The sequence below is a fragment of the Saprospira grandis genome (assembly GCF_027594745.1).
In the GTDB taxonomy this organism is placed as follows: domain Bacteria; phylum Bacteroidota; class Bacteroidia; order Chitinophagales; family Saprospiraceae; genus Saprospira; species Saprospira grandis.
Window position 1 is genome coordinate 1,335,238 of sequence record NZ_CP110854.1, and the last position, 23,639, is coordinate 1,358,876.

The 23,639-nt window shown below is 47.2% G+C and carries 14 protein-coding genes and 1 pseudogene; 6 read left to right on the forward strand and 9 right to left on the reverse strand.

All coding sequences use genetic code 11. The features are described from left to right. Positions 1 to 235 precede the first annotated feature (235 nt). The gene (locus OP864_RS05240) at positions 236 to 793 is read right to left on the reverse strand and encodes a cob(I)yrinic acid a,c-diamide adenosyltransferase (RefSeq protein ID WP_270100227.1); all 558 of its coding nucleotides are present in this window, start codon (positions 791 to 793) and stop codon (positions 236 to 238) included. Between the two features lie 6 nt (positions 794 to 799). Next, complete coding sequence (locus OP864_RS05245; protein WP_270100228.1) at positions 800 to 1,366, reverse strand: CopD family protein; 567 nt, start codon at positions 1,364 to 1,366, stop codon at positions 800 to 802. A gap of 65 nt (positions 1,367 to 1,431) precedes the next feature. Here OP864_RS05245 and OP864_RS05250 point away from each other — a divergent pair. The 3 genes and pseudogenes from OP864_RS05250 to OP864_RS05260 all read left to right on the forward strand — a co-directional run bounded on the left by OP864_RS05250 (position 1,432) and on the right by OP864_RS05260 (position 3,669). Continuing rightward, positions 1,432 to 1,845: pseudogene (locus OP864_RS05250) on the forward strand (secondary thiamine-phosphate synthase enzyme YjbQ). A gap of 356 nt (positions 1,846 to 2,201) precedes the next feature. After that, on the forward strand, positions 2,202 to 2,774 hold the full coding sequence (locus tag OP864_RS05255) for an RNA polymerase sigma factor (RefSeq protein ID WP_270100229.1): 573 nt from the start codon (positions 2,202 to 2,204) through the stop codon (positions 2,772 to 2,774). 4 nt (positions 2,775 to 2,778) lie between these two features. Further along, the gene (locus tag OP864_RS05260; RefSeq protein WP_270100230.1) at positions 2,779 to 3,669 is read left to right on the forward strand and encodes a hypothetical protein; all 891 of its coding nucleotides are present in this window, start codon (positions 2,779 to 2,781) and stop codon (positions 3,667 to 3,669) included. Between the two features lie 177 nt (positions 3,670 to 3,846). Here OP864_RS05260 and OP864_RS05265 read toward each other — a convergent pair whose 3' ends face one another. The 5 genes from OP864_RS05265 to OP864_RS05285 form a co-directional block, all read right to left on the reverse strand. Next, positions 3,847 to 5,529 (reverse strand): TonB-dependent receptor, encoded by a 1,683-nt coding sequence (locus OP864_RS05265; protein WP_270100231.1) that lies wholly within the window; start codon positions 5,527 to 5,529, stop codon positions 3,847 to 3,849. A gap of 205 nt (positions 5,530 to 5,734) precedes the next feature. After that, entirely contained in the window at positions 5,735 to 8,884 is a 3,150-nt protein-coding gene (locus tag OP864_RS05270; protein WP_270100232.1) for a tetratricopeptide repeat protein, read from the reverse strand. A gap of 501 nt (positions 8,885 to 9,385) precedes the next feature. Then, entirely contained in the window at positions 9,386 to 10,102 is a 717-nt protein-coding gene (gene tsaB / locus OP864_RS05275) for a tRNA (adenosine(37)-N6)-threonylcarbamoyltransferase complex dimerization subunit type 1 TsaB (protein WP_270100233.1), read from the reverse strand. A 265-nt stretch (positions 10,103 to 10,367) separates the two neighbouring features. After that, a complete protein-coding gene (gene rpsA / locus OP864_RS05280; RefSeq protein WP_270100234.1) occupies positions 10,368 to 12,215 on the reverse strand; it encodes a 30S ribosomal protein S1 in 1,848 nt (615 codons plus the stop codon). 129 nt (positions 12,216 to 12,344) lie between these two features. Beyond that, positions 12,345 to 14,285 (reverse strand): ABC-F family ATP-binding cassette domain-containing protein, encoded by a 1,941-nt coding sequence (locus tag OP864_RS05285; RefSeq protein WP_270100235.1) that lies wholly within the window; start codon positions 14,283 to 14,285, stop codon positions 12,345 to 12,347. 401 nt (positions 14,286 to 14,686) lie between these two features. On the opposite strand from OP864_RS05285, the gene OP864_RS05290 reads away from it, so the two are divergent. Next, positions 14,687 to 16,096, forward strand: coding sequence for a hypothetical protein (locus OP864_RS05290; protein WP_270100236.1), 1,410 nt, complete (start codon positions 14,687 to 14,689; stop codon positions 16,094 to 16,096). Positions 16,097 to 16,771: 675 nt separating this feature from the next. On the opposite strand, the gene OP864_RS05295 is transcribed toward OP864_RS05290, so the two are convergent. Continuing rightward, positions 16,772 to 19,999, reverse strand: coding sequence for a T9SS type A sorting domain-containing protein (locus OP864_RS05295; RefSeq protein ID WP_270100237.1), 3,228 nt, complete (start codon positions 19,997 to 19,999; stop codon positions 16,772 to 16,774). A gap of 239 nt (positions 20,000 to 20,238) precedes the next feature. Between OP864_RS05295 and OP864_RS05300 the strand changes: the two genes are divergently transcribed. Together OP864_RS05300 and OP864_RS05305 are read left to right on the forward strand one after the other, a co-directional pair. Further along, on the forward strand, positions 20,239 to 20,646 hold the full coding sequence (locus OP864_RS05300; protein WP_015691760.1) for a hypothetical protein: 408 nt from the start codon (positions 20,239 to 20,241) through the stop codon (positions 20,644 to 20,646). A 13-nt stretch (positions 20,647 to 20,659) separates the two neighbouring features. Next, the gene (locus tag OP864_RS05305) at positions 20,660 to 21,079 is read left to right on the forward strand and encodes a hypothetical protein (protein WP_270100238.1); all 420 of its coding nucleotides are present in this window, start codon (positions 20,660 to 20,662) and stop codon (positions 21,077 to 21,079) included. 416 nt (positions 21,080 to 21,495) lie between these two features. On the opposite strand, the gene OP864_RS05310 is transcribed toward OP864_RS05305, so the two are convergent. Then, positions 21,496 to 23,529 carry an OmpA family protein gene (locus OP864_RS05310; protein ID WP_270100239.1) on the reverse strand — a complete coding sequence of 678 codons (2,034 nt, stop codon included), beginning with the start codon at positions 23,527 to 23,529 and terminating at the stop codon, positions 21,496 to 21,498. Positions 23,530 to 23,639 lie beyond the last annotated feature (110 nt).

Here is a 23,639-nt window from a genome sequence, read left to right on the forward strand (position 1 = left end):
TAGTTTGTTTGGCTGTCAGAGCGGGCCGAAGGCCCGCCGGCCTAGCGATGTGCAGCAGTGCGGCGCAGCCGCAGACCCAGGCCGTCAGGCCGCAGGGCCGAGCAGACCTGCGAGCTGCGAAACGTAGCGCCGCAAGGCAAAGCCGCAGCGGAGGCCCCAAAACTCCTTAGACTTTCCTATATAAACGCTTCTGCCATAAAAAAAAGGGCCAAAAGGCCCTAAAGTTCTCTTAAAATCAGCCTCTTGGCTTCCAAAGTACTTCTTCCGCCTGATGGCAATGGGCGGCAAAGCGGCCAAAAATAAAGAGGTAATCGGATAGGCGATTGAGGTATTGCAAGACCACCGCAGGCAGGGCTTGTTCTTCATTTAGGGCCACGGCTAGGCGCTCGGCACGGCGGCAAACGGTGCGGGCAATATTGGCCCGAGACACCTGTGGGTGCCCGCCTGGCAAAACAAAATTTTTGAGGGGCGCCAAATGTTCATCCATGGCATCCATCCAGTTTTCGAGCTGCAAAACATCCTCGGGCAAAACATCGGGCTGCTTGACCTTCTCGGCCTTTTCGGGGGCGGTGGCCATGATGGTCCCTAGGCTAAACAAACGCTCCTGAATCTTCAAAAGCTGCTGCCGCTGTTCTTCCTGCTCGCAAAAATCTCTTAACAATCCTAAGTTCGCATTCAGCTCGTCTAGGCTGCCATAGGCCTCAATTCTCAAATGGTATTTGGGTAGGCGGCCCCCGCCCCAAAGTGCGGTGGTGCCTTTATCTCCAGTTTTGGTATAAATCTTAAACGACATAATTTACTATACTTCTCCCTTTTGCTCTCGATAGCGCTTATAGGCCTTAATGCCTATCATCAGGCTTATTCCAAAGGCAATCAAACTCAAAAAGGCAATCAAAAAATCAGTTCTACTTTTATAAACGGCCAACAAAACAATGGCCAAGAGCAAGAGGGTGGCAATCTCATTGTACATCCTAAATTTGGCCGAACTCATCACAAATTCATTGCGGGCCAAACGCTGCATAATGCCCTTGCTGTAATAATGATAGCCAAGCAAAAGCACAATAAATCCCAGCTTCCAGTGCATCCAGATATTGGCCACAAACCAATCCCAACCATAATAAATGAGCATCATGCTGCCCCCCAAAAAGGTAATAAACATGGCCGGCGTCATAATAATATGATACAATCGGCGCTGCATAATGGCGTATTGCTCCGTCAAAATTCCCCGCTCTGCCTCGGGCCGCTCCAAAGCCTCGGTATGATAAATAAATAGACGAGGCAGGTAAAATAGGGCCGCAAACCAGCTAATGAGCCCAATAAAGTGAATAACTTTACCCAAGTTATAGAGCCATGGCGTATCAAACATATTGCTTAGTTATTTTTTTACAGGGCGAAGATAAGGATTATTAGCGCTCAAAATTGTGATTTTCTATGTCTATTCAACATCATTCTATTGCTCTTCGGGCCAAAAGCCGAGGCTTCCACCTCATTACCACAGAGGTTTTGCAACAATTGCCTGCCCTGCCCCAAAACGGACTGCTACAGCTTTTTATTCAACATACTTCGGCTGGCCTGACCATTAACGAGAATGCCGATCCCGATGTTCGTATGGATTTTGAAACGATTTTTAATCGCCTGGTCCCCGAAAACCAAAAGGGCCTTTTGCATACCCTAGAAGGCCCCGACGATATGCCCGCCCACATTAAAACCGCTTTTACGGGCACAAGTTTAAGTATTCCCATTATTTAAGGCCAACTCGCCCTAGGTACTTGGCAGGGCCTCTATCTTTGCGAGTTCAGAAACCAAGGCGGCCGCCGAAAACTAGTCGCTACGATTATAGATTAGGATTTGGGAAATCTGTTTATTATCTCTGTAGGTTAGAACCTCATAAAGCTAATCCTTTGAATACACAGTATACTGAATAGTTGGGGATTTTGGGGCCTCCTGCCTGCGGCAGGCGCTACGTTCCGCAGCTCGCTATTCGCTCGGCCCTGCGGCAGCAAAGCTGCCTGGGTCTGGCCCTTCGGGCCACTGCTGCACATCGCTAGGCCAGGCTGGCCTTCGGCCAGCCTTCTAGATCCAAACAGATTTGGCCCTTTCTACAGACTTTTGTAATTTTTTAGGCCCTTAGGGCTAACCATCAGCCCCTTTGGGGTATTACTCATTGAGCCCACAAGCTTACCCCCAGAAACCTCTTTTTTATGGATATTTCAATTGCGGCCCTTCGGGCTGGAGACCAAAGGGCCTATAAAGCCCTCTATGAACAGGCCTATTGGTATTGTGCTAGTTATTTGCTCCAACAGGGCGCCCAAGAAGCCGATGCCAAAGCTACTTTTAATCGTGCCCTAGAGATTTTTTGGACCAAAATGCAAACGCCCGATTTCGAGCTCAGTTGCCAACCCAAAACCTATCTCTATGCCGTTTGTCGAAACCTCTGGCTCAAACAGCTCCGCAAACAAAAGAAAAAACCCATCCTCCAAGATGAGGAACGCCTGCTGCAAGAGCCCCTCCCCCATTTGGTCCAAGAAGAGGTCTACTTTTTAGAAGAAGAAGAGGCCGACCCCCTACTCATGACCGCCATGAAAGCCCTAAGCAGCATGAAGAATACCGATTGCCAAAAAGTGCTGGAGCTCTACTATTTTGAGAAGAAGTCGCATCGAGAAATTGAGCAAATTATGGGCTTTGCCGATAATTACTCTAAGGTGAAGAAAAATAGCTGTATCAAACAGCTCAAAAAACAATTGCTGCGCCTGCTGGGCCAGCCCAAAGCCTAAATTTATGGATTTTCATAGCCCCGAATGGCTGGATGCTTTCCAGCAAAACCAACTCTCTGCCGAAGAGCGAGCCGCTACCCTTGCCTTGGCCCAAAAAGATGCCGCCTATGCCGCCGAGCTGCAGGCCCATGGCATCGCTATCCAAGCTATTCAGGCTTTTGGCCGCCAAACTGCCGTAGAAAAAATGGCCCAAGAACTTGAGGAGAAAGGCCTTTTTGAGCGACCTATCGAACAAGCCCTACAGACTCAAGCCGCCCAAAAACAAATTGGCCAAATTGCCCAAGAATTAGAAGCAGAAGGCTTTTTTGCCCAAGAGGAAGAAAAGGAAGAAGAGATTAAGGTGCGCCCCCTCCCCCGCTGGCGCCCAATTATGGGTATTGCCGCTAGCCTCATTCTATTGGTGAGTCTGGGCTATTGGTGGCAGAAGTCGCAAAGCCTGCCCGGCTGGTCTCAAGAATACACTATTGCTAGCGCAGAGTCTACCCAAAAAGAATTACAACTGCTTTTAGGCGCCCAAGGCTTTGGCCAAAATGAAGAAGCCCTCAGACAGTTGCAGCTTGGCCTCGATGCCTATGAAAAAAAGGATTGGACCAAAGCCAAAACAGAGTTGCTGGCCTACCAAAAGGCCAATTCTATCTTTGCCCAAGAAGAAACCCAGTTTTATCTGGGCCATATCGCTTTTGAGCAAGGAGAACTAGACAGCGCAAAGTCCTACTGGCAAGAGCTGGCCCAATTGCCTAGCCTGCCCCCCCATATTTCCGAAAAACTCAGTTGGTATCAGGCCCTCTTGGCCCTACGCGAAAACCAAAAAGAACTGGCCAAAAGCTACCTGAAAAAGGTGCCCCAAGGCCCCTATCAAGAAAAAGCCAAAGAGCTGTTGCAAACGCTAGAGTAATACAAGGCCTTGCACCTTAGTAGAATATTAGACGATCCCCTCCTCGGAGGGGATTTTTTTTGTCCCCTATTCGATAGAGATCAAATACCTCATCAAAGGCTTGATGCCCTAGTTGGTCCAAAACAAAAGGGGCTGCTCGATATCGAGCAGCCCCTTTGCGGCAGGTCCTAAGTCATCTTAGAACTTAGCGATTACACCAATTTTTCCATTGATGCCCAATTGCTGATAGAGGTACCAACGTTGGTATTTATTATTGAGCAAATTATTGCCTTCTACAAAGAAAGCAAAGCGTTGTTGCTCTCCTTTTCCGAGCCAATAAGTAGCATTGAGGTTAAGATCAAACAAGCCGCCAAGGGTTTCGCTTTCGGTAGCCAAAGCGGGAAGATAAGGCACGCCCGCATTGACAAAGAGATCGGCCCCAACTTCTAGATTACCTTTTTTGTAGGTCAGGCCAAAGCTAGACTCCAAAACAGGCAGATGATAAGCTACTTCAGCTGTTCCGCCGCTATAATTATTGAAGGCCAAAGCGCCCTTAAAGTAGAGTTCCTCCATAATTTGAAGCTCCACATCTGCGGCCACAGTTAGGCGGCTGAGCGTATCATAGGCCAGACCAAATTTCAGATAATTACTTTCTGCGGTATTATAGAAAAGGGGTTGTTGGCTCAAATTGGCATAAGAGACATTAAAGTCGTAGCCTAGGCGCTTAATCTTCCCTTTGAGGCCCCCATAAAAGCGGCTTTCTTGGGTATGTTCCCAATGCAGGCGCTCTGTATCCAAGAAAGGATTATAAGTAGAAAGCTGCATAAGCGTATTTTCACGGATACTGCCCGACCAACCTGCATAGGGAATAAATTGGCCCCCTAAAACGGCATAGCTAAGCTCGATATCGGGCAAAACGAAGAACTGTCCGGCATTGCTTCCTAAGCGGGCGCCCAAACGGCTCTTAAAGTTGCCAAAATTGAGGTCGGCTCCAGCATGCAATTGGGCCAGGCTGCGGCTTTGGCTGCTATCGGTGGTGGTATAGCGGCTATACAGCAGCTCGGCATTGGCAAAGAGGCGATGTTGGGGGCTGCGGCTATTGCCCAACCATTTTTCAAAAACAAGGCGGGGACGGATATTGAGCTCGCCAACGCCATGATAAGAAGTAGTATTATAGAGGTCCAGATCGGCTCTATAGTTCATCTCTTGTTTATTGCTTTTGGCATTGAAGAGATGAATATTGGCCCCTACCGTAAGGTAGCGCTGTTTGAGGCTATCTTCGGCTAGGCCAGAGCTATCTTGAGCGAAGGGATAAAGGCTATCGCCTAGATTTTCGAGCAGTTGGTGGTAGCCATAATAGCGATAATTATTGAGGTCCATATTTAGGGCGCCGCCAACAGCAAGGCCATTAGACAGAAAATAATCGCCCTGTAGATTTAGCGAAGTTTCGCCAAAAACTTGGTCCTCTAAGTTACCTTGGCTGCTATGGTGTTTGGCTGTAGCCCCAAAGCGAAGTTTATCGCTATTGCTATTGTGGTAAGAGAGTTCTAGCAAGGGGGAAAGTGGGAAACCAATGCCTGCCTTTGTATAAAAGTTGAGACTTTTGGGGGGCTTAGGCACGGGCATAGCCAGTGGGCGGATATTGGGTTCTGGATAATTAACCGAGACGATCCGTTCGGGGACCAAATAAGTCAATTTTTGGCCAGCGGTAGTATCCAAATTGGGTAAAAGAGGCTGAGCCTCCTGCTTTTTACTTTCGGCCAATTGGGCCTTAAAGGGTTTGACTAGCTCGGTCCCTACATCATTGATTTGGGCCTTTAGGCTGGGGGCAAACAGCCCAACAGCCAAAGCTAAACAAAGAGATTTACTATATTTTATCATTTGATTTTTCTTTAGACGATCTATTTTGGAGAGGACAGGCGGCGAAGCCGCCGCAAAGGAGCGCAGCGACGCGGCTGAGGGATGGATAGCAGTGGCCCGCAGGGCCAGACCGAAGCGCTTTAGCGCTGAAGGGCCGAGCAGACCTGCGAGCTGCGGCACAGCCCGACCCGCCCGCAGGGCGGGGCAGCCCCAAAAAAAGAAAGATTTAATCAATCATTTCTAGTTCGCCATTGCCATCATTTCGGCGCAGGCGGCTATTAGAAGAAATGGCTTGCTTGACTTGGGCCAATTTATCTTGGGCCTCCTTCACAATTTCGGCTTCTCCGCTGAAGTTGCCCAAAAGGCTTTCTAGGGTACCTTTGGCTGCATCTAGTTTGCCTTGTTCAGCATAGATATCGGCGATGAGGATAAAGTTGCGCGCCAACCAATTGAGGTGTTGGCCCAGCAGCTTATTGTTTTGGAAAGCCAGCTCTAGAGCGCCATCCAAATCGCGTTGGATATAAGTAATTTTGGCAATTTGGTAATGGGCTTCAGAGGCGTTAATATCGTCATCGACCAGCTTGAGGCTCTCCTTATAAGACTGCATCGCCTTGGCATTATCGCCAGCGGCTTGTTGGGCCTTAGCCAGATAAAAATGGGCCTCGGCCTTATTGGCAGCGCTAGCATTGGGTTCTTTGAGAAAGTTGGTGGCCAGTCCCTTTAGCGCCTGATAATTTTGGCTATAATAGGCTGAGCGCATACCGAATAGGCGAGCTTCCGAGCGGTTTTCGGGGCTAGAAGCAAACTGTTCTAGGCCTTGAAAATAAGTGAGGGCCTTGGCATAATCCTCCGTAATATGGTAACAAATTCGGCCTGCCAAAAGGTTGGCTTCCTCTGCCATAGCGGGGGGCGCTTTGGGGTCCTTGGCCTCGGCCACATAAGCAAAATCGCCTAGGGCCTTGGGATACTCCTTGAGATTATAGTAGGCAATTCCTCGGTTGAGGTGGGCCGACATACTATTGAGGCCTTTTGGAAAGCGATCGAGATATTTGCTGTAATTATCGGCAGCGGCGGGCCAGTTTTCCTGATCGAAAGAAGAGGCGGCTGATTCATAAAGGAGCGAATCTGCGGCCATATCGGAGAAATTATAGCCCTGCAAAGTAGAGGCATAAGCCATAAAGCCGTCGGGATCGCCTTGATCGATATAGATTTTTCGGATAAAGTTGAGGGCCGCTTTGGCTTCCTCTGTTTGGACATTATTGCTCACCACCGTCTTAAAATAATCGAGGGCTTCGCGGTTCATATCGCGGCTATAAGAGAGCACGCCCAACTTATAGAGGGCTTTGGCGGTATACTCGCTATCGGGATACTTCACGATCAATTGGTCAAAACTTCCTTTGGCCTGATCGAATTCATTTTGGTTAATCTGCGTGCTCCCCATGGCATAAAGCGCATCATCTGCATAGATAGAACTGGGATGTTGGCCCACCAAATCGGCTAGGGTGCGCAGCTGCTTTTGGGCTTGATTGGTCAAGCTATAGATCAGGCTCAGCTGATACATGGCATAATCCTCATTGGGAAAATTATTGGCCACAATGCGTTCATAATAGCCAGCAGCAGCAGTATAATTATTCGTTCCGCCCAAATAGAGGTAGCAGTCGCCAGCCCGGCCGAGGGCATCGGGATAGACAAAATTGGAGACATGTCGATCATTGATTTTGCTCAGGCGGGGCTCAATATACTTGACCGCCTTCACGAACTCGCCCACGGCATTATCATAGCTATTTTTGCGAAGATAATTGTAGCCTAGGCCATAATGGGCCGTTCCTTTAGAGGAATTGGCGGGTAATTGGGGAGCGGCAGCCGCTACGGTCGTAAAGCGGTTATACTCATCAATACTTTTATCAAATTGGTCCAATTGGAAAAGCGCCTCGGCTTTCCAGAAATGGGCCAGGGCCGTGGTTTCGGTATGCACGGCAGAGCCCAGAGACTCATTAAAGCGCTCTACGGCCTTGGTAAAATTGCTGGCCTTATAATGCTGCACGCCACGGAAATAAGCCACCTTTTGGAAAGCCTCTTTGAGAGAGGGCTCACTGCGGTCGATAGTTCTTAGGATGCTCAGGGCTTTTTCATAATCGCGAGTATTGAGGAAGAGCTGGCTCATCAAGTTTTGCGACTCGTTGCTGTATTTTGTATTGAGTAGCTCCATAAAAGCCGAAATAGCGTCATTGTCTAGGCCCAACTCATAAGACAATTTGGCATAATTCATTTTAGCGTCAATCTGCAGTTCTTTGTCCTGCTTCATTTCTGCGGCCTGCTTAAACGAAAGGCGGGCCTCCTCTTTACGGCCTAATTTGAGTTGGCAATCGGCTAGATTGTAGCGGGCATTTTGGCCCAACTTATTATCTAATCGAGCAATTTGCTCAAAGTTACCGGCGGCATCCTCATATTTTCCAGCTCGATATTGGGTATAAGCCAATTGATAGAAGATATCTTCTGTCATTTTTGGCGTCTTGCTGGCGTATTCCTCCATATAAGGAAGCGCTTTTTTATAATTCTTCTTTTCGTAATAGGCTTGGCCCACCGCCTGTACAATCGTCATACGTTCCCGCACCGTATTGCTTTTGGTGTAGGGTTCTCCGTAGGCAATTGTTTTATCATAATCCTTTTTCATGAAATGGATCTGCGTGATATAGGTAGGGACCACCTTTTCGTAGCGGCTCGACTTATTGGCAATTTCAAAGCTGGCCAAGGCGGCATCAAAGTCTTTGAGGAAGAAAGAGCAGAGGCCATAATAGTAATTGGCGGAAAAAGTATACTCGCTTTTGGTCCCTTTGATTTGGGCAAAAACGGGTTGGGCTTTCTTAAAGTCCTTAGACACAAAATAGCAATAGGCCAACTGGAACTTGGCCTCAATCAGCTCCTCATTGCTCAGGTCATTGAGGTCTTTAAAATTGATGCTACTGAGGTATTTAATCGCCTTTTTATAATCTCTTTGGGCATAATAATAACGGCCCACCTCCAATTTGGCCTGAGCGGCCACCGACATAGGCTCATATTTCTTAATCAGGACCAAAAGTTTATTTTCGGCATCGGGCCGTTCCAAGCGCAGGGCGGCCAGAGCGGCATAAAGTTCTGCTTTGGGGCGGTAGGATTCGGGCAACTCCCAATCATCATAAAGGGCTTGATCGGGGGCGAGCAATTGGCCCAATTCATCTTCGGCCTTGCCATAAAGGGCTTGTTCATAAAATTCGATGGCGGCATGATATGCGGCCTGGGGGTCTTTATAGACGGCTGTTTGCTGCGCTTGTATGCCCTGCAAACTTGCAAGACTCAGCAGTCCGCCATAGACCAGTTTTTTCAGCTTTGGTTGCATGAAGTTCTATTTAATTTTAAAGGAGTCTTTCCTAGAGAATCATTCTAATAAGTTCTTAGCTCAAGATACAGTTTTTTAACTGTTTTATGATTTTGGGGCCTCCGCTGCGGCTTCGCCTTGCGGCGGTTACTCCCTTCGGTCGTCGAACTGCGGACTAAAGTCCTTGTTGTCGCAGCTCGCTGCTGTTTTTGTGGGGCCTCCGCCTCCCTTTGGTCGTCGGCGCTACGTTTCGCAGCTCGCTATTCGCTCGGCCCTGCGCCAGCAAGCCGGCTAGGTCTGGCCTGCGGCCACTGCTGCACATCGCTAGGCCAAGGCGGCTTTGCCGCCTTCTGCTCCAAGAAAGTAATTTGTGGAGACTAGGCCCAAAAATAATGCCTTGAGCGCATAAAAAAAGCGGCCCGACGAATAATCGTCGGCCCGCTTTGATGAATCTTTTTCATTAGCCCTAGCTATTAAAAGTTTTCTATGGCAGAGCTTTTTGGCAGTTCAGAGAAAGTCAGGCTATTTTTTGCTAAAAAACTTATTATTTTTTGGCTTAGTCAGCTGTGGGGCCCTTAAATAGAAGGGTTCGGAGTAGGCGAGTTCGGCAAAGGCTTGTTTTTCGTAGGCATTTTGGGCCAATTGTTCAAAAAAGCGGGCGGAGGGCGCCTTGATGGGCAATAAATCTATTTCTATTTTATTTTGTGACATCAGTTCCTGGTAATTCATAGCCGCAGAGCCTAGTACATACAGTCTATGCTCTTGTTGATAAATAGTCAGGTCTAATTCTTTGAGTGACACAAAAAAGGGCGATTTAATAACTTCTAGTTGGCTATTATAGATAGCGGCATAGGCATTTCCTCTTCGGGCATCTTCTAGGCAGATCAGCAAGCTATTTTTGGGCAGGCTTTGGTTCCATTTTGCGCCATAGGCCAAGGCGGCTAGGGTATCGAGGGCCAAGAGGGGGCGTTGCCAGGCAAAGGCCAAGCCTTTGGCGGTAGAATAGGCAATGCGCAGGCCGGTATAAGAGCCGGGGCCTTTGCTCAGGGCAATGGCGGCCAGATCTGTTCCTTTGAGTTTGGCTCGCTGCAAGATTTTTTGGACAAAAAGCGTAAGTTCTGCGGCGGGGTCACCAGTATCAAGAGCACTTTCTTCTACTAGCCAGCAGTGGCCATTTTTAATCAGTGCCACCGAAGTTTTTCGGCTGCTACTTTCTAAAACGAGTATCAATTGGTCCATAACAAATAAGTATTCTAGCGTGGTGGGCAAAAATAAGGGCTGGGTTGGGGCGCCAATGGCCTAGCGATGCGAAAGGGTGGCCGTCAGGCCAGACCGAGGCGCTTTGCGCCGAAGGGCCGAGCAGACCTGCGAGCCCTGTAGCGTAGCGCCTGCCGAAGGCAGGAGGCCCCAAAAATAACAGCAGTAAGTTAAAAAACAAAATAGCCCCTCAATTTGCATTGAGAGGCTAGGGGCTTTATTATGAATCGGAATGAGGAGTTAGATCTTACTCTTCGTCCTGATTATCTTTCTCTTGATTTTCGATTTGCTCACGCAATTGGGCAAAAACGTTGAGGTCACCCATAGTGCTACGCTCTACTTTATCTTGCTGTTTGCGGAGTTCATCTTGTGCTTCGCGGTTTTGGCGACGTTTGTCATCGCGTTCTTGGCGGTCAGCATCTTTCTTGCTATCGTTGTAGTAGCGAGAGTGAGACACGAGGATACGCTTATCATCGCGGTTAAACTCGATTACTTTGAATAGCAAAGTTTCCTCTACTTCTGCGAGGCTACCATCTTCTTTCTTCACATGGCGGAGAGGAGCGAAAGCCTCTAGGCCGTAAGGAAGTTGAACGATAGCACCACGGTCGTCACGGCGGAGGACAGTGGCTTCATGCACAGAGCCTACAGGGAAAACATTCTCGAAAGTATCCCAAGGGTTTTCTTCGAGTTGTTTGTGGCCCAAAGAAAGTTTGCGATTTTCTACATCGATGTCAAGGATCATGATATCTAGAGTCTCCCCTACTTTGGTAAACTCGGCAGGGTGGCCATAGCGCTTAGTCCAAGAAAGGTCAGAGATATGGATCATACCGCCGATACCTTCTTCGAGTTCCAAGAATACGCCATAAGGAGTAAGGTTTTTGACCTCACCTTTGTGCGTGCTATTTTTGGGATAGCGCTCTTCGATAGTTGCCCAAGGATCATCGCTAAGCTGCTTAAGGCTTAGAGACATCTTGCGCTCTTCGCGGTCGATAGTCACCACTTTAGCTTCGTGGATAGTCCCTTCTTTGAAGTAATCGCGAGAGTTGATAGGCTGGCTGCTCCAAGATACCTCAGAAACGTGGATAAGCCCTTCAACACCGGGAGTGATTTCTAGGAAAGCACCATAATCCTCGATGTTTACGATACGGCCTTTAACGGTAGAACCGGGCTGCACGTCTTCAGGCAATACGTCCCATGGGTGGGGCTGTAGTTGCTTAAGGCCCAAAGAGATACGTTTTTTGTCATCATTGAAGTCAAGAACAACAACGTTGAGCTTCTGGCCATTCTCTAGTACATCGCTGGGGTGCTTGATACGGCCCCAAGAGATGTCCGTGATATAAAGAAGACCATCTACACCACCCAAATCGAGGAATGCACCAAAGTCCGTAAGGTTCTTTACCGTACCTTCTAGGACCTGACCGCGCTCCAATTTAGAGATGATTTCTTGACGTTGAGCTTCCAAGTCGCTTTCGATAAGCGCTTTGTGAGAAACAACAGCGTTTTTGATCGCTTCGTTGATTTTCACTACCTTGAACTCCATAGTTTTACCTACGTATGCATCATAATCAACGATAGGCTTGATGTCGATTTGAGAACCGGGCAAGAAAGTTTCTAGACCCTGAACGTCTACGATCATACCACCTTTCGTCTTGCTGATGATATGTCCTTTAACGACAGTACCTTCGTTGTAAGCGTTAACGATGCTTTCCCAAGCGCGAAGCAATTTCGCTTTGCGGCGAGACAAAACAAGCTGTCCACGCTTATCCTCTTGAGTTTCTACGTATACCTCAACAACATCGCCTACAGCGAGTTCGGGCATATCGCGGAATTCTGAAGTAGGGACCAATCCGTCAGACTTGTAGTTCAAGTCGATAACTACATCGCCATCTTGGATAGCTACTACACGACCACCAACGATTTCGTACTCTTTTACAGAGCTCAAAGTTTCGTCGTACTCGGCAGTTAGTTTGGCCATTTCTTCAGCAGAGTAAGCTGATTCACCAGACTTGCTAGAGTTCCAATCAAAATCGTCGTGAGCAACTACTACTTGCTCTTGCTGGTTCTCCAGCTCCTGATTATTAGTTTCGTTTTCCATAATTATGGAAGTTTCCCTTCCGGGACGGTTTAAAAATGTGAATAAATTAATTTACAGTTCCTCTAAAAGGAAAATGCCTGCAAAAATAAGCTTTTCAAGCTTCTTTTACAAGCTATTATAGGTTTATTTTTAGTCCTCTTCCCAAAAGGCTTCTAGGGCCAATTCGGCGGCTTCCCATTTTTCCATGGCCTCTTCTGTAGCCGCTTCATTTTCTTGATGTTTGGCTAGGGCCTTTTCATAGTCGGGGGTTCCAAATTTGCTGCTATCGCCCAATATTTTTTCCAGCTTATTTTTCTCTTCTTCTAGGCGCTGAAGTTGCCGCTCTGCATTCTGGATATTTCTTTTGAGTTGTTTGAGGGCCTGCTTGACCGCAGGATCGTTTTCGTCTTTTTTGGGCTTGGCCTTTTTGCTGCTGCCGCTGCTGTTGGCCGTTTTGCCCAAAGAGACATCTCGAAGGCTGCCGTATTGGCGTTTTTCTAGGAAGTATTCAGAGTCGCCCAAATAGGTTTTGAGCTTCTTTTGGTCAAATTCAATGACTTTATCGGTCAAGCCATCCAAAAAGTCTCTATCGTGAGAAACCACCACCAAGGTCCCATCATAATGCAAAAGGGCCTCTTTCAAAATGGCCTTAGAAAGCATATCGAGGTGGTTGGTGGGTTCATCCAGCACCAATAAGTTGATGGGGTGCAAAAGCAAGCAGGCCATGGCTAGACGCGCCCGTTCTCCTCCCGATAAAACCGATACTTTTTTGTCTACATCCTCCCCCTTAAAGAGAAAGGAGCCCAAAATAGCCCGTAGGCGGGGACGCAACTCAAAGGGGGCATCTTGTTCTATGGTTTCTAAAACGGTCTTTTTGGGGTCTAGGGCTTCGGCCTGATTCTGTGCATAATAGCCCAAATGGACATTATGGCCCAATTCGCTTGTTCCGCCCGTGGGCAGTTGCTGGCCCACCATTATTTTTACCAAGGTCGATTTTCCCTCTCCGTTTTTGCCCATAAAGGCCAGGCGTTCGCCTCGGATGATGGTCAAATCTACTTCATTCAAGATCAAATTATCGCCATAGCTTTTGCTTAGGCCCTTTACAATGGCCACTCTTTCGCCAGAACGAGGTGCGGGCGGAAACTGCAGGCGCATCCGGCTGCTATCCCCATCTTCTAGCTCGATCCGCTGCATGCGGTCCAATTCCTTGATGAGCGATTGGGCCATTTTGGCCTTATTGGCCTTGGCTCTAAATTTATCGACTAAGGCCTCTTTGCGGGCAATTTCTTTTTGCTGCTGCTGAAAAGCCGACTGCATTTGGGCCTGTCGCTCTTCTCGCAATTCTAAATATCGAGAGTAGTTGGCTTTATAATCATGCACTTTGCCCAACTCAATCTCAATGGTGCGCTGCGTCACCTTATCCAAAAAGGCTTTATCGTGAGAAATCACAATCACGGCCCCTTCATAAGGCTGCAAAAACTGTTCGAGCCAAATGATAGATTCAATATCCAAGTGGTTGGTCGGCTCATCCAAAAGCAAGAGCTGTGGCCGCTGCAACAGAATTTTGGCCAGCTCAATTCGCATTTGCCAGCCCCCGCTAAAGGTGGTGGTTTGTCGATCAAAATCAGTAACCGAAAAGCCCAAGCCCATCAAGATTTTCTCGGCTTCGGCTTGCAAACTTTGGCCGCCAATCAAGGCCAGACGGTCGTTTAATTCCGATAATTCATGAATCAGCTCCATATAGCCATCGCTGCTATAATCGGTCCGCTCCTCCATTTCTTGCTGAATCTCTTCTAGGCGTTTTTCCATGGCCTGCGCCTTGGCAAAGGCCGTCATGGCCTCTTCCAACACCGTTTTGCCCTTGGGCAAGAGCATATCTTGATGCAAAAACCCGATGGTTAGATCTTTAGGAGCGGCAATATTGCCTTGCATGGGCGCAATTTGCCCAGCAATAATCTTAAGCATAGTCGATTTCCCCGCTCCATTTCGGCCCGTCAGACCAATGCGGTCTTTTTCTCGCACCGTAAAGGAAACCTGGTCCAACAATCGGCGATCGCCATATTGTACATATATATTCTGAAGGTTCAGCATGATTCTTTTCTTTTAGTCGCCGCAAAAATAGCCTTTTTCTTTGGAATAATAATTTTTTGGGGCCTCCGCTGCGGCCTGCGGCCTTGCGGCGGTTACTCCCTTTGGTCGTCGAACTGCGCCCTAAAGGGCTTGTTGTCGTTGCGCAGCTCGCTGCTATTTTGGGGCCTCCGCCTCCCTTCGGTCGTCGGCGCTACGTTTCGCAGCTCGCTGTTCGCTCGGCCCTGCGGCCTGACGGCCTGGGTCTGCGGCTTCGCCGCACTGCTGCACATCGCTAGGCCAAATGGAAGTCCTGCGCTTCGGCCATCCTTTGGTAAAAATTTTAGTTCACTAGTTCACTCAAAAAGGAGTAAATAAACTATATATTACTTAGACATAAGCTAAAAACACAAAATCAAAATAATATGAAAGCATTAGCTAGCATCCTTATCCTCTTCATTGGGATACTTAATCCCAGTAAAATGCGAAGCAAAAAGGAAATTATTGCGGCAAAAAACAGTTACCAACAAGAGCAAGCTCTTTTTAACGAAAGCTATTTGCAGTATAAAAGCCTGAGCGAACTGCTCGCTCAACTCAGCCCTGAAGACCCAGAATATCAATCCTTTAAAGCAGCCCAAACAAAGGCCAAAAAAGTTTTGGGGCAGTATAAAAAACAGCTGGCCAAGGAAAAAACAGCCTTAGAGACTATTATTGCCAGTTTTCTAGGCGCTCAGCAGGAGGATATTCCGAAGGAGCAGTATAGAAAATTATTAGCAGATTTCTTTAAGAATGCATCTGAAGTACTTAAATCAAGAATTGGTAAATCGCCTAAACTAGAGAGTACGCCACTGAGTATTTTTCAAGCCCAATTAGCTCAATTCTTCAAACAGATTCCAGGTCCACTCAGTAAACAACTCAATAAGGAGGTTAAAGCGATTCCTATTGATACCAATGTTGAAGACTTTCTAGCGGCCTTTTTGGCCATTTTAGAGAAATACAGCCAAGAAGATCAAATCAAGGCGAACTGGTTCAATACCTTTAGTATCAAAGAAAAGAATTTACTAAAGAAAATTAGCTATCAGCAACTAGAAAGCATTTTGGACCAAGCCCTAGCCAAGGATGACTTTTTGACGAAGGAGGAGCTGGAAGAGAAAAAGAATATAGTCCTTAAAATACAAGAGGAAAAAAATAGCATCAATAGATGGAAGGATGAGGAATATTTAACATGGAATGACAGCATTAACCTTGCAGATTGTTTAGCCCCCAGCTATTTTCCTCAAGTAGTGGCCAATGATTATTATACAGACAAATATGTGAAAGTAGCGACCATCAAAAATTCTTTACTTCAGTCTTTGGAACGCTTAGAGCAGGAAGGAAGCCTAGAGGAACTAAAAGCATTTATTTCCTGTGACTTTTTCTCCAACTGCAGAGTACAGTCCCTTAGAGAAATTTTTGAAGCAGTAGAAGCTAAACGGCTAAAGCAGTTAGATTTACTTCCTTATCTTGGCGAAGAGCCCAGAGGTACAAAAGTTGATATTCAACTGTTGAAGTCTCTTTTGAGTGGAATGAATGCAGACCCTAATGATTTCTTGGGGCAACTGCTACTAACGCATATCAAGAACTTAAAATCTGAATCACTTAGTTTAAGTGAATTAAACGCTGAAGTAGCAGAAAGCCTAATCAATAATCCCGCACTATTAGCTATGATTCCCAAGGAATTCCCTAAAGAAAGTGCGGAAGCTTGGCTTTCTTTTGATGCCCAATTCAAAAGAGCCGTAGTTCCTGGGGCATTTGGCACTCACAATCATCCTCTTCAAAAAATCATACAAGAATAGAGAGCGGAAGATCTAACTCCTTCTAATCAAATAAAAACAGCTAAGCTAAAGCCTCTTGCCAAATAAATTTTTTAAGCAAAGCCCCAAACTTCCCGTTTGGGGCTTTGCTCTTTTGGACCTTCGGTCATTCCTACCCCCAAAAGCTGCTGGGCCTGAAAACAGCAGCCCGCCATAAAATTAGAAGCAGGGGCTTTTAAGCTCCTGCGGCAAGAAAAATGAGGACCAACAAGATTGGCTGCGGCCTTTAGGCTGCAGTAAGCTCATTTATATATCATTGCGAAGCAATACCATTGTTGCTGTAGGTTTCAACCTAAGTTCAATCCATGAGGGTTTTAACCCTCATCCATATATCATTGCGAAGCAATACCATCTGGCTGTAGGTTTCAACCTAAGTTCAATTCATGAGGGTTTTAACCCTCATCCATATATCATTGCGAAGCAATACCATCTGGCTGTAGGTTTCAACCTACAGTTAAAAGGGCCGAAGGCCCGCGGCTGAGGGATGGACAGCAGTGGCCGAAGGCCAGACCCAGCCGCTGAAGGCGGCGCAGGGCCGAGCGAACAGCGAGCTGCGAAACAGCCCGACCCAGCCAAAGGCTGGGGCAGCCCCAAAAAAAGAAAAGGTCCAGCACCGAAGTACTGGACCTTTAAAGGGTTTAGCAAAAGCTAATTAAACTATTTGGCCAAAACGAAAGGCAATTGTAGGCGGCCATCCTTACCTTCTAGTTGAAGGATATATTGGCCAGCGGGCAAATCGTTGAGGTTAAAGTTGTATTGTTGTTGGATGCTTGCGGTTTGCGTCCAAACCACTTGGCCCAAAGCATTGAAGATGCGAATCTGCTGCTCGCCTTCTAGGGCTTGCTCCAATTGGAGTTGGAACTGACCGTTGTTGGGGTTGGGGAAGAGCTTAATGTTTTGCTCATTCCAAGTGGTAATGCTGGTGCTACAGTCAATGAAAGCAATGTTAATGCTAGCGCTGTTGCTACAAGCACCAGCTGTAGTATAAGTAACACTGTGGTTAGCATTGATTGGGCTATTATCAAAGTCAATTGTTCCAGTATTAGGATCAAGAACTAGGCCTGTACTACTACTGAAGGTTCCGCCTGAAACCATTGTAGTTGGCAAAGTGGTAGCTTGAGTTCCTAGGCAGAAAGTTGTGGTATCATAGACAAAGCTAGCATCATCACGAGCATTAAGTACGAGCATAACGGTATCTACATCGGGGCAATTCCCTTGTGTAGTATAAGAAATCACATAAGCACCCGCTTGGCTATTGGCGAGGTCAATTGTACCGCCAAAGCTCTCGATAGCGATACCAGGCGTAGAGCTAAACAAACCGTTATTGCTGGCATTGATTTGCGCAATGGGGTTTGTTCCATCTAGGCAGTAGCTGCTCATGGCATAGCTAATATCTGCGGTATCGGCCGCATCGATATTGATGACAAAAGTATCGAGATCGGCACAAGCGTTGGGCGTAGTATAGACGATAGCGTGAAGACCAGCACTAGAGTTATCTACATTGATTGCACCAGTAGTAGGATCGAGATCAACTACATTAGAGGGGCTGCTAAAGCTACCGCCTTGGGTAGCTGCGATAGTAGGCGTAACAGTACCCGCACCAAAGCAATAATTAGCCATAGGGTAGCTAATGTCAGCGGTGTCGGCATCTGCAATAGCTACAGCAACAGTGTCATAATCCATACAGCTCATGTTTGGACCAACACCATAAATAACGCTATAGGCTCCAATTGCAGAAGCACCAGCAGAAATCTCACCAGTTAGGCTATCAATATTAAGGCCTGCAGTGCTCATATAAGTACCGCCAAGGTCACCATTGTTAGTCACAGCAACTTGTCCAGAGTTTTGGCAATAAGATGCAAAAGGATAGCTAATATCAGCGGAGGGGCTCTCCGCATTTTGAGTGATATTTAGGACATAAGCCCCTGTGTTTGTACTGTAACCTTCTACCATTACATAAATGGTGTCGAGGTAATTAACAGGCGTGCCCAAAATTTCTGAGCGCGTGCCACAGTTATCGTCATTGCCCGCAATCTGGCTGATTCCAGCATCATAGATACGGAGATAAGTATCGTAGCTAGAGCCACAAAGTGAGGCGTCAATAGTGGTCACACAAGGATCAGTGATAATCAGTTGATACCAAACATCGGCAGAAGAGTTGGCGATAAAGTCGGTATAACAGCTAGCGGTACTGCTTGTATCATTAAAAGTAGCCGTAGATACCATAATAGGATCTGTGGGCGTATCTCCATTGACCGCACAAAGGGTTGTAAAGCTAATCATGCTCCAGGCAGAAGTATCGCCAGGGGCACAAACTTCACGGACATAAGCCTCATAAGTTGTATTATCCATAAGACCCGTTTGGTTGCTACTGTTGGTATTGATTACGGCAGTAGTTCCTGTGGGGGTATTTCCAGCCATGACTACTTCTACTTGGAAGTTAGAGCCAGTTCCCGTCCAGTTCAAGTCGGCAGAAGTGGCGGTAATATTGCTAGCGGCTAGGCCAGAAACGGCCAAACAAGTAGGCAAGTCATCAAAGGCTACATCATCAATTAGGATATCGTTGTAGAAAGCCGTTCCAGCATCTTCGACTACAGTAAAGCGGGCCTGTACAGGGCCAGTAATCGTAAAGACACTCAAGTCGACCATCACCTCATGCCAGTTTGGAAAATCTTGGCGGATAGTGTCTACAGTGGTCCAGTTGGCCCCATCATAGATATCAATAATCAAAGTATTGTTATCGCCGGGGTTGGTGGTATTGTTAGAGTATACCCAAAAAATAAGGCCTGGGCGAGTCAAGGCCGTAATATCTACCTGAGGCGTCTCTAGAGTAGAGATTTGGCTAGCTCCAGTTGGAGTAGAACCATCAATCCAAGCATAATTTCCAGCATTTCCAGTATGGTCGCCAGCATTTCCAGCGGCATAACCTGCAGCCGTACTATACTTCCAAGCCTCAGAACCACTCTCGGTCCAGCAGTTAGGCGTAGCAGAACCATCAAAGGTTTCTAGATAAGGAGCGACAAAGGTATTACAAGCTGTTGTAAAGCTCAAAGGAGCTGTATAAGCTGCAGTATCACCTACCCCACAGAATGGGCGCACATAGACATCATAGTCCGTAGCAGCCATTAGTCCAGTTAGATTAAATGGAGTAGTTATGGCCGATACCATAGTTCCTGCACCTTGAGTAAAGCCCGTAGGGCCATACTCTACGATATAAGAACCTGCAGAAACCGCATTATTGTCGGTCCAATCCAAATCCACAGCAGTAGGCATAACATTAGAAGCAGTCATATTGGCTGCAGTCAAACAAGTGGGCAAGTTGGCAAAGCTAATGTCATCTAGCAAGATGTCATTGTAAAAAGCATCAGTAGGACAATCTTCTACTACCGTAAAGCGTGCCTGTACATTACCCGTAATCGTATAAACAGAGAGGTCAACTTTAAACTCCACCCAGTCAATGCTATCCTGACGGAAAGTATCCACATTGTTCCAACTGGCCCCATCAAAAAAGTCAATGATCAAGGTGTTGTTATCTCCAGGGTTATTGGTATTATTACTAAAAACCCAATAAGTCAAAGTAGGGGTCGTTAGGCCCGAAATATCAACCAAAGGCGTCTCTAAAGTTGTTGCAACAGTGGGTCCACTAGTCCCAGAACCGTCAATCCAGGCGTAGTTCCCGCCATTTCCAGTATGGTCTAAGGTACCACCAGCCCCATAAGCAGCTCCTGTACTATACTTCCAGGTATCCGAGCCGCTTTCGGTCCAACAAGTAGGCGTTGTCGTCCCATCAAAGCTCTCCGAATAGGGAGCTACCTGGGTACACTGCGCCCTCAAGCCGGCAATGCTCAAAAAGAGACAGGCCGCAATTAGCGTATAAATTCTCATAAAGTGTATGATTTAATATGAATGAAAAAAGGCTTATCCAAACAAATGCTCAAAGCCTGCTATCGCTTTGAGGTCCTTACAAATTTAATCTTTTTTAGACAAAAAATTAAGCTTCTGCCCAATTAGCCCAAAACCAAAGATTTAGCAAAAGCTTAAGTCTTTTCTGGCTAAGTTGTTGCAACATTGTTGCATTTATATTTATCTTTGCCCTTATTAACAGTTGTTGAAATCCATTTATCATGAACAAAACTTTATCTCTCTTGCTTTTGCTGGGCCTGTTTTTTTCTTTTTCGGCCTGTAGCAAGGAAGAGGAGGACATCCAAATCACAGAGTTTCAGGTCAGTTTTATTAGCCCCTCGGCCAATGAAACCCTAGCCGATCCCGCCAACGCCAATTTCCAACTAGAGGTCTCTACTCCAGAAAATATCCATGGGGTGCAGGTTTTTCTCTACCTAGACGGAGATAGCAGCTATATCGCTCCTTTTTCACCTTCTAGAACGCCCCGAGATGGCGACCTCCTAGAGATTAACGAGCAAATTGACCTTTCGGCCTTTCCCGCCGGTAGCCAATTTCGCCTAGAGGTAAAGGGCTGCCTAGAGCATGGCTGCCCCCAACCCATTATCCAAAGTATTCCTTTTAATATCTAAAATAGCATCAATCATGAAACTTTCTTATTCTTGGCCCCTACTGCTTTTTGTCCTTCTTTTTGGCTTTTCTTCTTGCGAAAAGGAAGAAGAGGATGAGCATGATCACGATCATGCAGAAGTAAGCATCAGTTTCCTTTCTCCTGCCAATGAGGGGACCGTGGCCGACCCCAGCCAAACGCATATCCATGTTCAAGTTACTTCCGATGAGGACCTACACGATATTTATGTCTATCTCCAAGTCGAGGGCGACAGCAGTTATATCGCTCCTTTTGGCCCCATGACGGTGCATGAGCATGCCACTACCGTAGACATCGAAGAGGATATCGACCTCTCTAGCTATCCCGCCGGTACCGAGTTTCACCTAGAGGTTGAAGCTTGTGAAGGCCATGATTGCAGCGAAAAAGAAACCCAAAGTATTCACTTTTCTATCTAGGTTTTAGTCTAGCCTACTTTCTACTAGGACAGCAGCTACTGATGCAGTGGTTGCTGTTTTTTTTGGGGCCTGCCGCCTGCGGCGGCCGGGCCCTTGCAGGGCTCGCAGGTCTGCTCGGCCCTTCAGCCCTTCGGGCTTCGGTCTGGCCTGCGGCCACCCTTTCAGGCCCCTAGGCCAGTCGCTGCGCTCCTTTGCGGCGGCTGCGCCGCCTGTCTACCGCAATTGGACCAATAAAAAAAGCGCTGCTAAACGAAGTTTAGTCAGCGCTAGGGCCGCAAGGCCCTAATTGGCTTAGGGATGGATAGCAGTGGCCCGAAGGGCCAGAGCCAGGCGCTGAAAGCGCCGCAGGGCCGAGCAGACCTGCGAGCTGCGCCACAGCCCGACCCGACCAAAGGGAGGGGAAGCCCCAAACCCCCTTAATCTAATTCCAATACCTTCAATTCAATTCGGCGATTAAAGGCACGGCCTTCTTCTGTTTCATTGCTGGCCGCAGGATCATTTTCCCCATAGCCTTTAGCCTTCATGCGCTTAGCCGAAATCCCATGCTCTTGGAGGTAGTCCACTACGGCCTTTGCCCGATTATTAGAAAGCGTTTGGTTGGCGGCCAAGCTTCCTCGGCTGTCGGTATGTCCCCCAATTTCAATCTTCATTTCTGGATATTGGGCCATTAGGGCCAAGAGGCGGTCCAGTTCTTTTTGGCCCTCTTCCTTGAGGTTATACTTATTGGTATCAAAGAAAATATTGTTGAGCCGAATCTTGGCCCCCTTCTGAATCGGGTGCAAATAGAGGTCTACCACCACTTCTTTATATTCTCCGCCCTTGGGCAAATCAATCGATTTACTTTCCGAGAGGAACTTCTCCTTTTGGGCCAAAAATCCGTAGTTGGTCCCTGAAGGCAAAACCAAGCTATAGGCCCCCGTTTGAGGATTGGAGCGGGCAATGCCAGAAGGCCCCTCTTTGCCCAAGCTTTCGTACTGCACCGAGGCCGCCAAAGGCGTGCTGTCTAGGGCATTAAATACTCGGCCACGGACCAATAATACGGCCTCTGGACGAGCCGACTCGGGCAATTGTACTTTCATGATATCGGTTTTGCCCAAAGAGTTTTCACTAGAAGAGAAAAAAGCGTACTCCCCAGAAGCAGGCAAAGAGTAATAGGCATCAAAATCAGAGGTATTGAGTTTGGGGCCCAGGTTGAGCGGCTCCGACCAATTGGTCCAGCTATCGTCCAAACGACGGCTCATAAACATATCCGCCTCCCCGTAGCCTGGCCGACCAGAAGTAGCAAAATAAAGGGTTTTGCCATCGGCCGCCAAATAAGGAGACAGCTCAGAAGCAGCGGTATTCAGGACCTCTCCCGTATGCAGGGGGGCAGTCCAGCTGCCATCTTCATTTCTAAAAGAAACATAAATATCCTTGGCCCCCTCCGAGTCATCTCGCTCGATGGCCAAGACCAAAGTTTTGCCATCATTGGCCAGACTATACTCGCCAAACTTATTGTGGTTGTAGTAGTCTTCAATTTCTAAGGCCTCGGGAAAAGACCAGCGGTCGGCCCCCTCCTTATGCGAAAAAGAAAGCCCCTTCTCCGAGCCCCCATCTTTTTTATAGACATTGAGTACCAAAAGGGTTTGGCCATCGGGCGTGACCGAACAGATCGAGTTATTGCGCTCATTATTGATGGGCGCACCAATATTTTCGGCGGGCAAAAACTGCCCATCTTCGCCCAGTTTTGCGCACCAAACATCCTGATTGCCTTTGTCGCCTAGATTATCGGGATGATTCTGACGGGTATAATAAAGCAATTGGCCATCAGGAGAAATCAAGGGGGCCAATTCATCGGTTGGGCTATTGATATTTGCCCCAAGATTGACCGGATCATCTACCTCATCCGCTCCAGCCACAGTTTGCACCTCTACCTGATAGTCAACCTCCTCTTCAGAAATTCCAATGGCATCGATCTGATTATAGCCGTAAACCATACGGGTATTGAGATGGAGCTGAATGGCAGAGACCAGAAAATCCGTCTGTTCTTCCAATACAAATTTGGTCAATTTACCCTTGCGATCTTTATTTTCTTTGCTCAATTCGGGCGTTTGCTCAAAAATCAAGCGGACCTCTCCCTTGCTGCCATAGGCCACAATTTTTTCAATCGCACCAGGGTTGAAGGCCTCAGAAACCGTGATCTGCTTTACCTTTTGAGGCGTTTTATAGCCCACTTTAATAAACTCGCCATCTCCATTAGACTTTGACTTGGGCGTCCAAGCGCAAGGCGTTCCTTTACAGTTTTCTGCAATAACGGAAGGCGGGCCCACAACTTCTTTGGCCACATACTGCCCCTTATGTTTGGGCAAGGCCAGTTCAGAAGATTTGTCGAAAACCACAGCCGCCCATTGTATAGATTGGGCCGCTAGGAGCTGAGGGATAAAACAACTGAGGATGATTAAATAACGCATAAAATATTATAGATTTTGTGGAGAATTTGTCCGAAGATATAAACTCTATACAGAGTTCTATGCAATTTATACCCCAGAAAGCCAAAAGTTAGTTCCCTAACAAAAAAAAG

Excerpts from the sequence above, each read along its gene's own strand:
- OP864_RS05245 (WP_270100228.1), bottom strand. The coding sequence starts at position 1,366 with ATGTTTGATACGCCATGGCTCTATAACTTGGGTAAAGTTATTCACTTT.
- OP864_RS05265 (WP_270100231.1), bottom strand. The coding sequence starts at position 5,529 with ATGATAAAATATAGTAAATCTCTTTGTTTAGCTTTGGCTGTTGGGCTG.
- OP864_RS05260 (WP_270100230.1), top strand. The coding sequence starts at position 2,779 with ATGGATTTTCATAGCCCCGAATGGCTGGATGCTTTCCAGCAAAACCAA.
- rpsA (WP_270100234.1), bottom strand. The coding sequence starts at position 12,215 with ATGGAAAACGAAACTAATAATCAGGAGCTGGAGAACCAGCAAGAGCAA.
- OP864_RS05240 (WP_270100227.1), bottom strand. The coding sequence starts at position 793 with ATGTCGTTTAAGATTTATACCAAAACTGGAGATAAAGGCACCACCGCA.
- OP864_RS05300 (WP_015691760.1), top strand. The coding sequence starts at position 20,239 with ATGAACAAAACTTTATCTCTCTTGCTTTTGCTGGGCCTGTTTTTTTCT.
- OP864_RS05310 (WP_270100239.1), bottom strand. The coding sequence starts at position 23,529 with ATGCGTTATTTAATCATCCTCAGTTGTTTTATCCCTCAGCTCCTAGCG.
- OP864_RS05305 (WP_270100238.1), top strand. The coding sequence starts at position 20,660 with ATGAAACTTTCTTATTCTTGGCCCCTACTGCTTTTTGTCCTTCTTTTT.
- tsaB (WP_270100233.1), bottom strand. The coding sequence starts at position 10,102 with ATGGACCAATTGATACTCGTTTTAGAAAGTAGCAGCCGAAAAACTTCG.
- OP864_RS05285 (WP_270100235.1), bottom strand. The coding sequence starts at position 14,285 with ATGCTGAACCTTCAGAATATATATGTACAATATGGCGATCGCCGATTG.
- OP864_RS05255 (WP_270100229.1), top strand. The coding sequence starts at position 2,202 with ATGGATATTTCAATTGCGGCCCTTCGGGCTGGAGACCAAAGGGCCTAT.
- OP864_RS05270 (WP_270100232.1), bottom strand. The coding sequence starts at position 8,884 with ATGCAACCAAAGCTGAAAAAACTGGTCTATGGCGGACTGCTGAGTCTT.
- OP864_RS05290 (WP_270100236.1), top strand. The coding sequence starts at position 14,687 with ATGAAAGCATTAGCTAGCATCCTTATCCTCTTCATTGGGATACTTAAT.
- OP864_RS05295 (WP_270100237.1), bottom strand. The coding sequence starts at position 19,999 with ATGAGAATTTATACGCTAATTGCGGCCTGTCTCTTTTTGAGCATTGCC.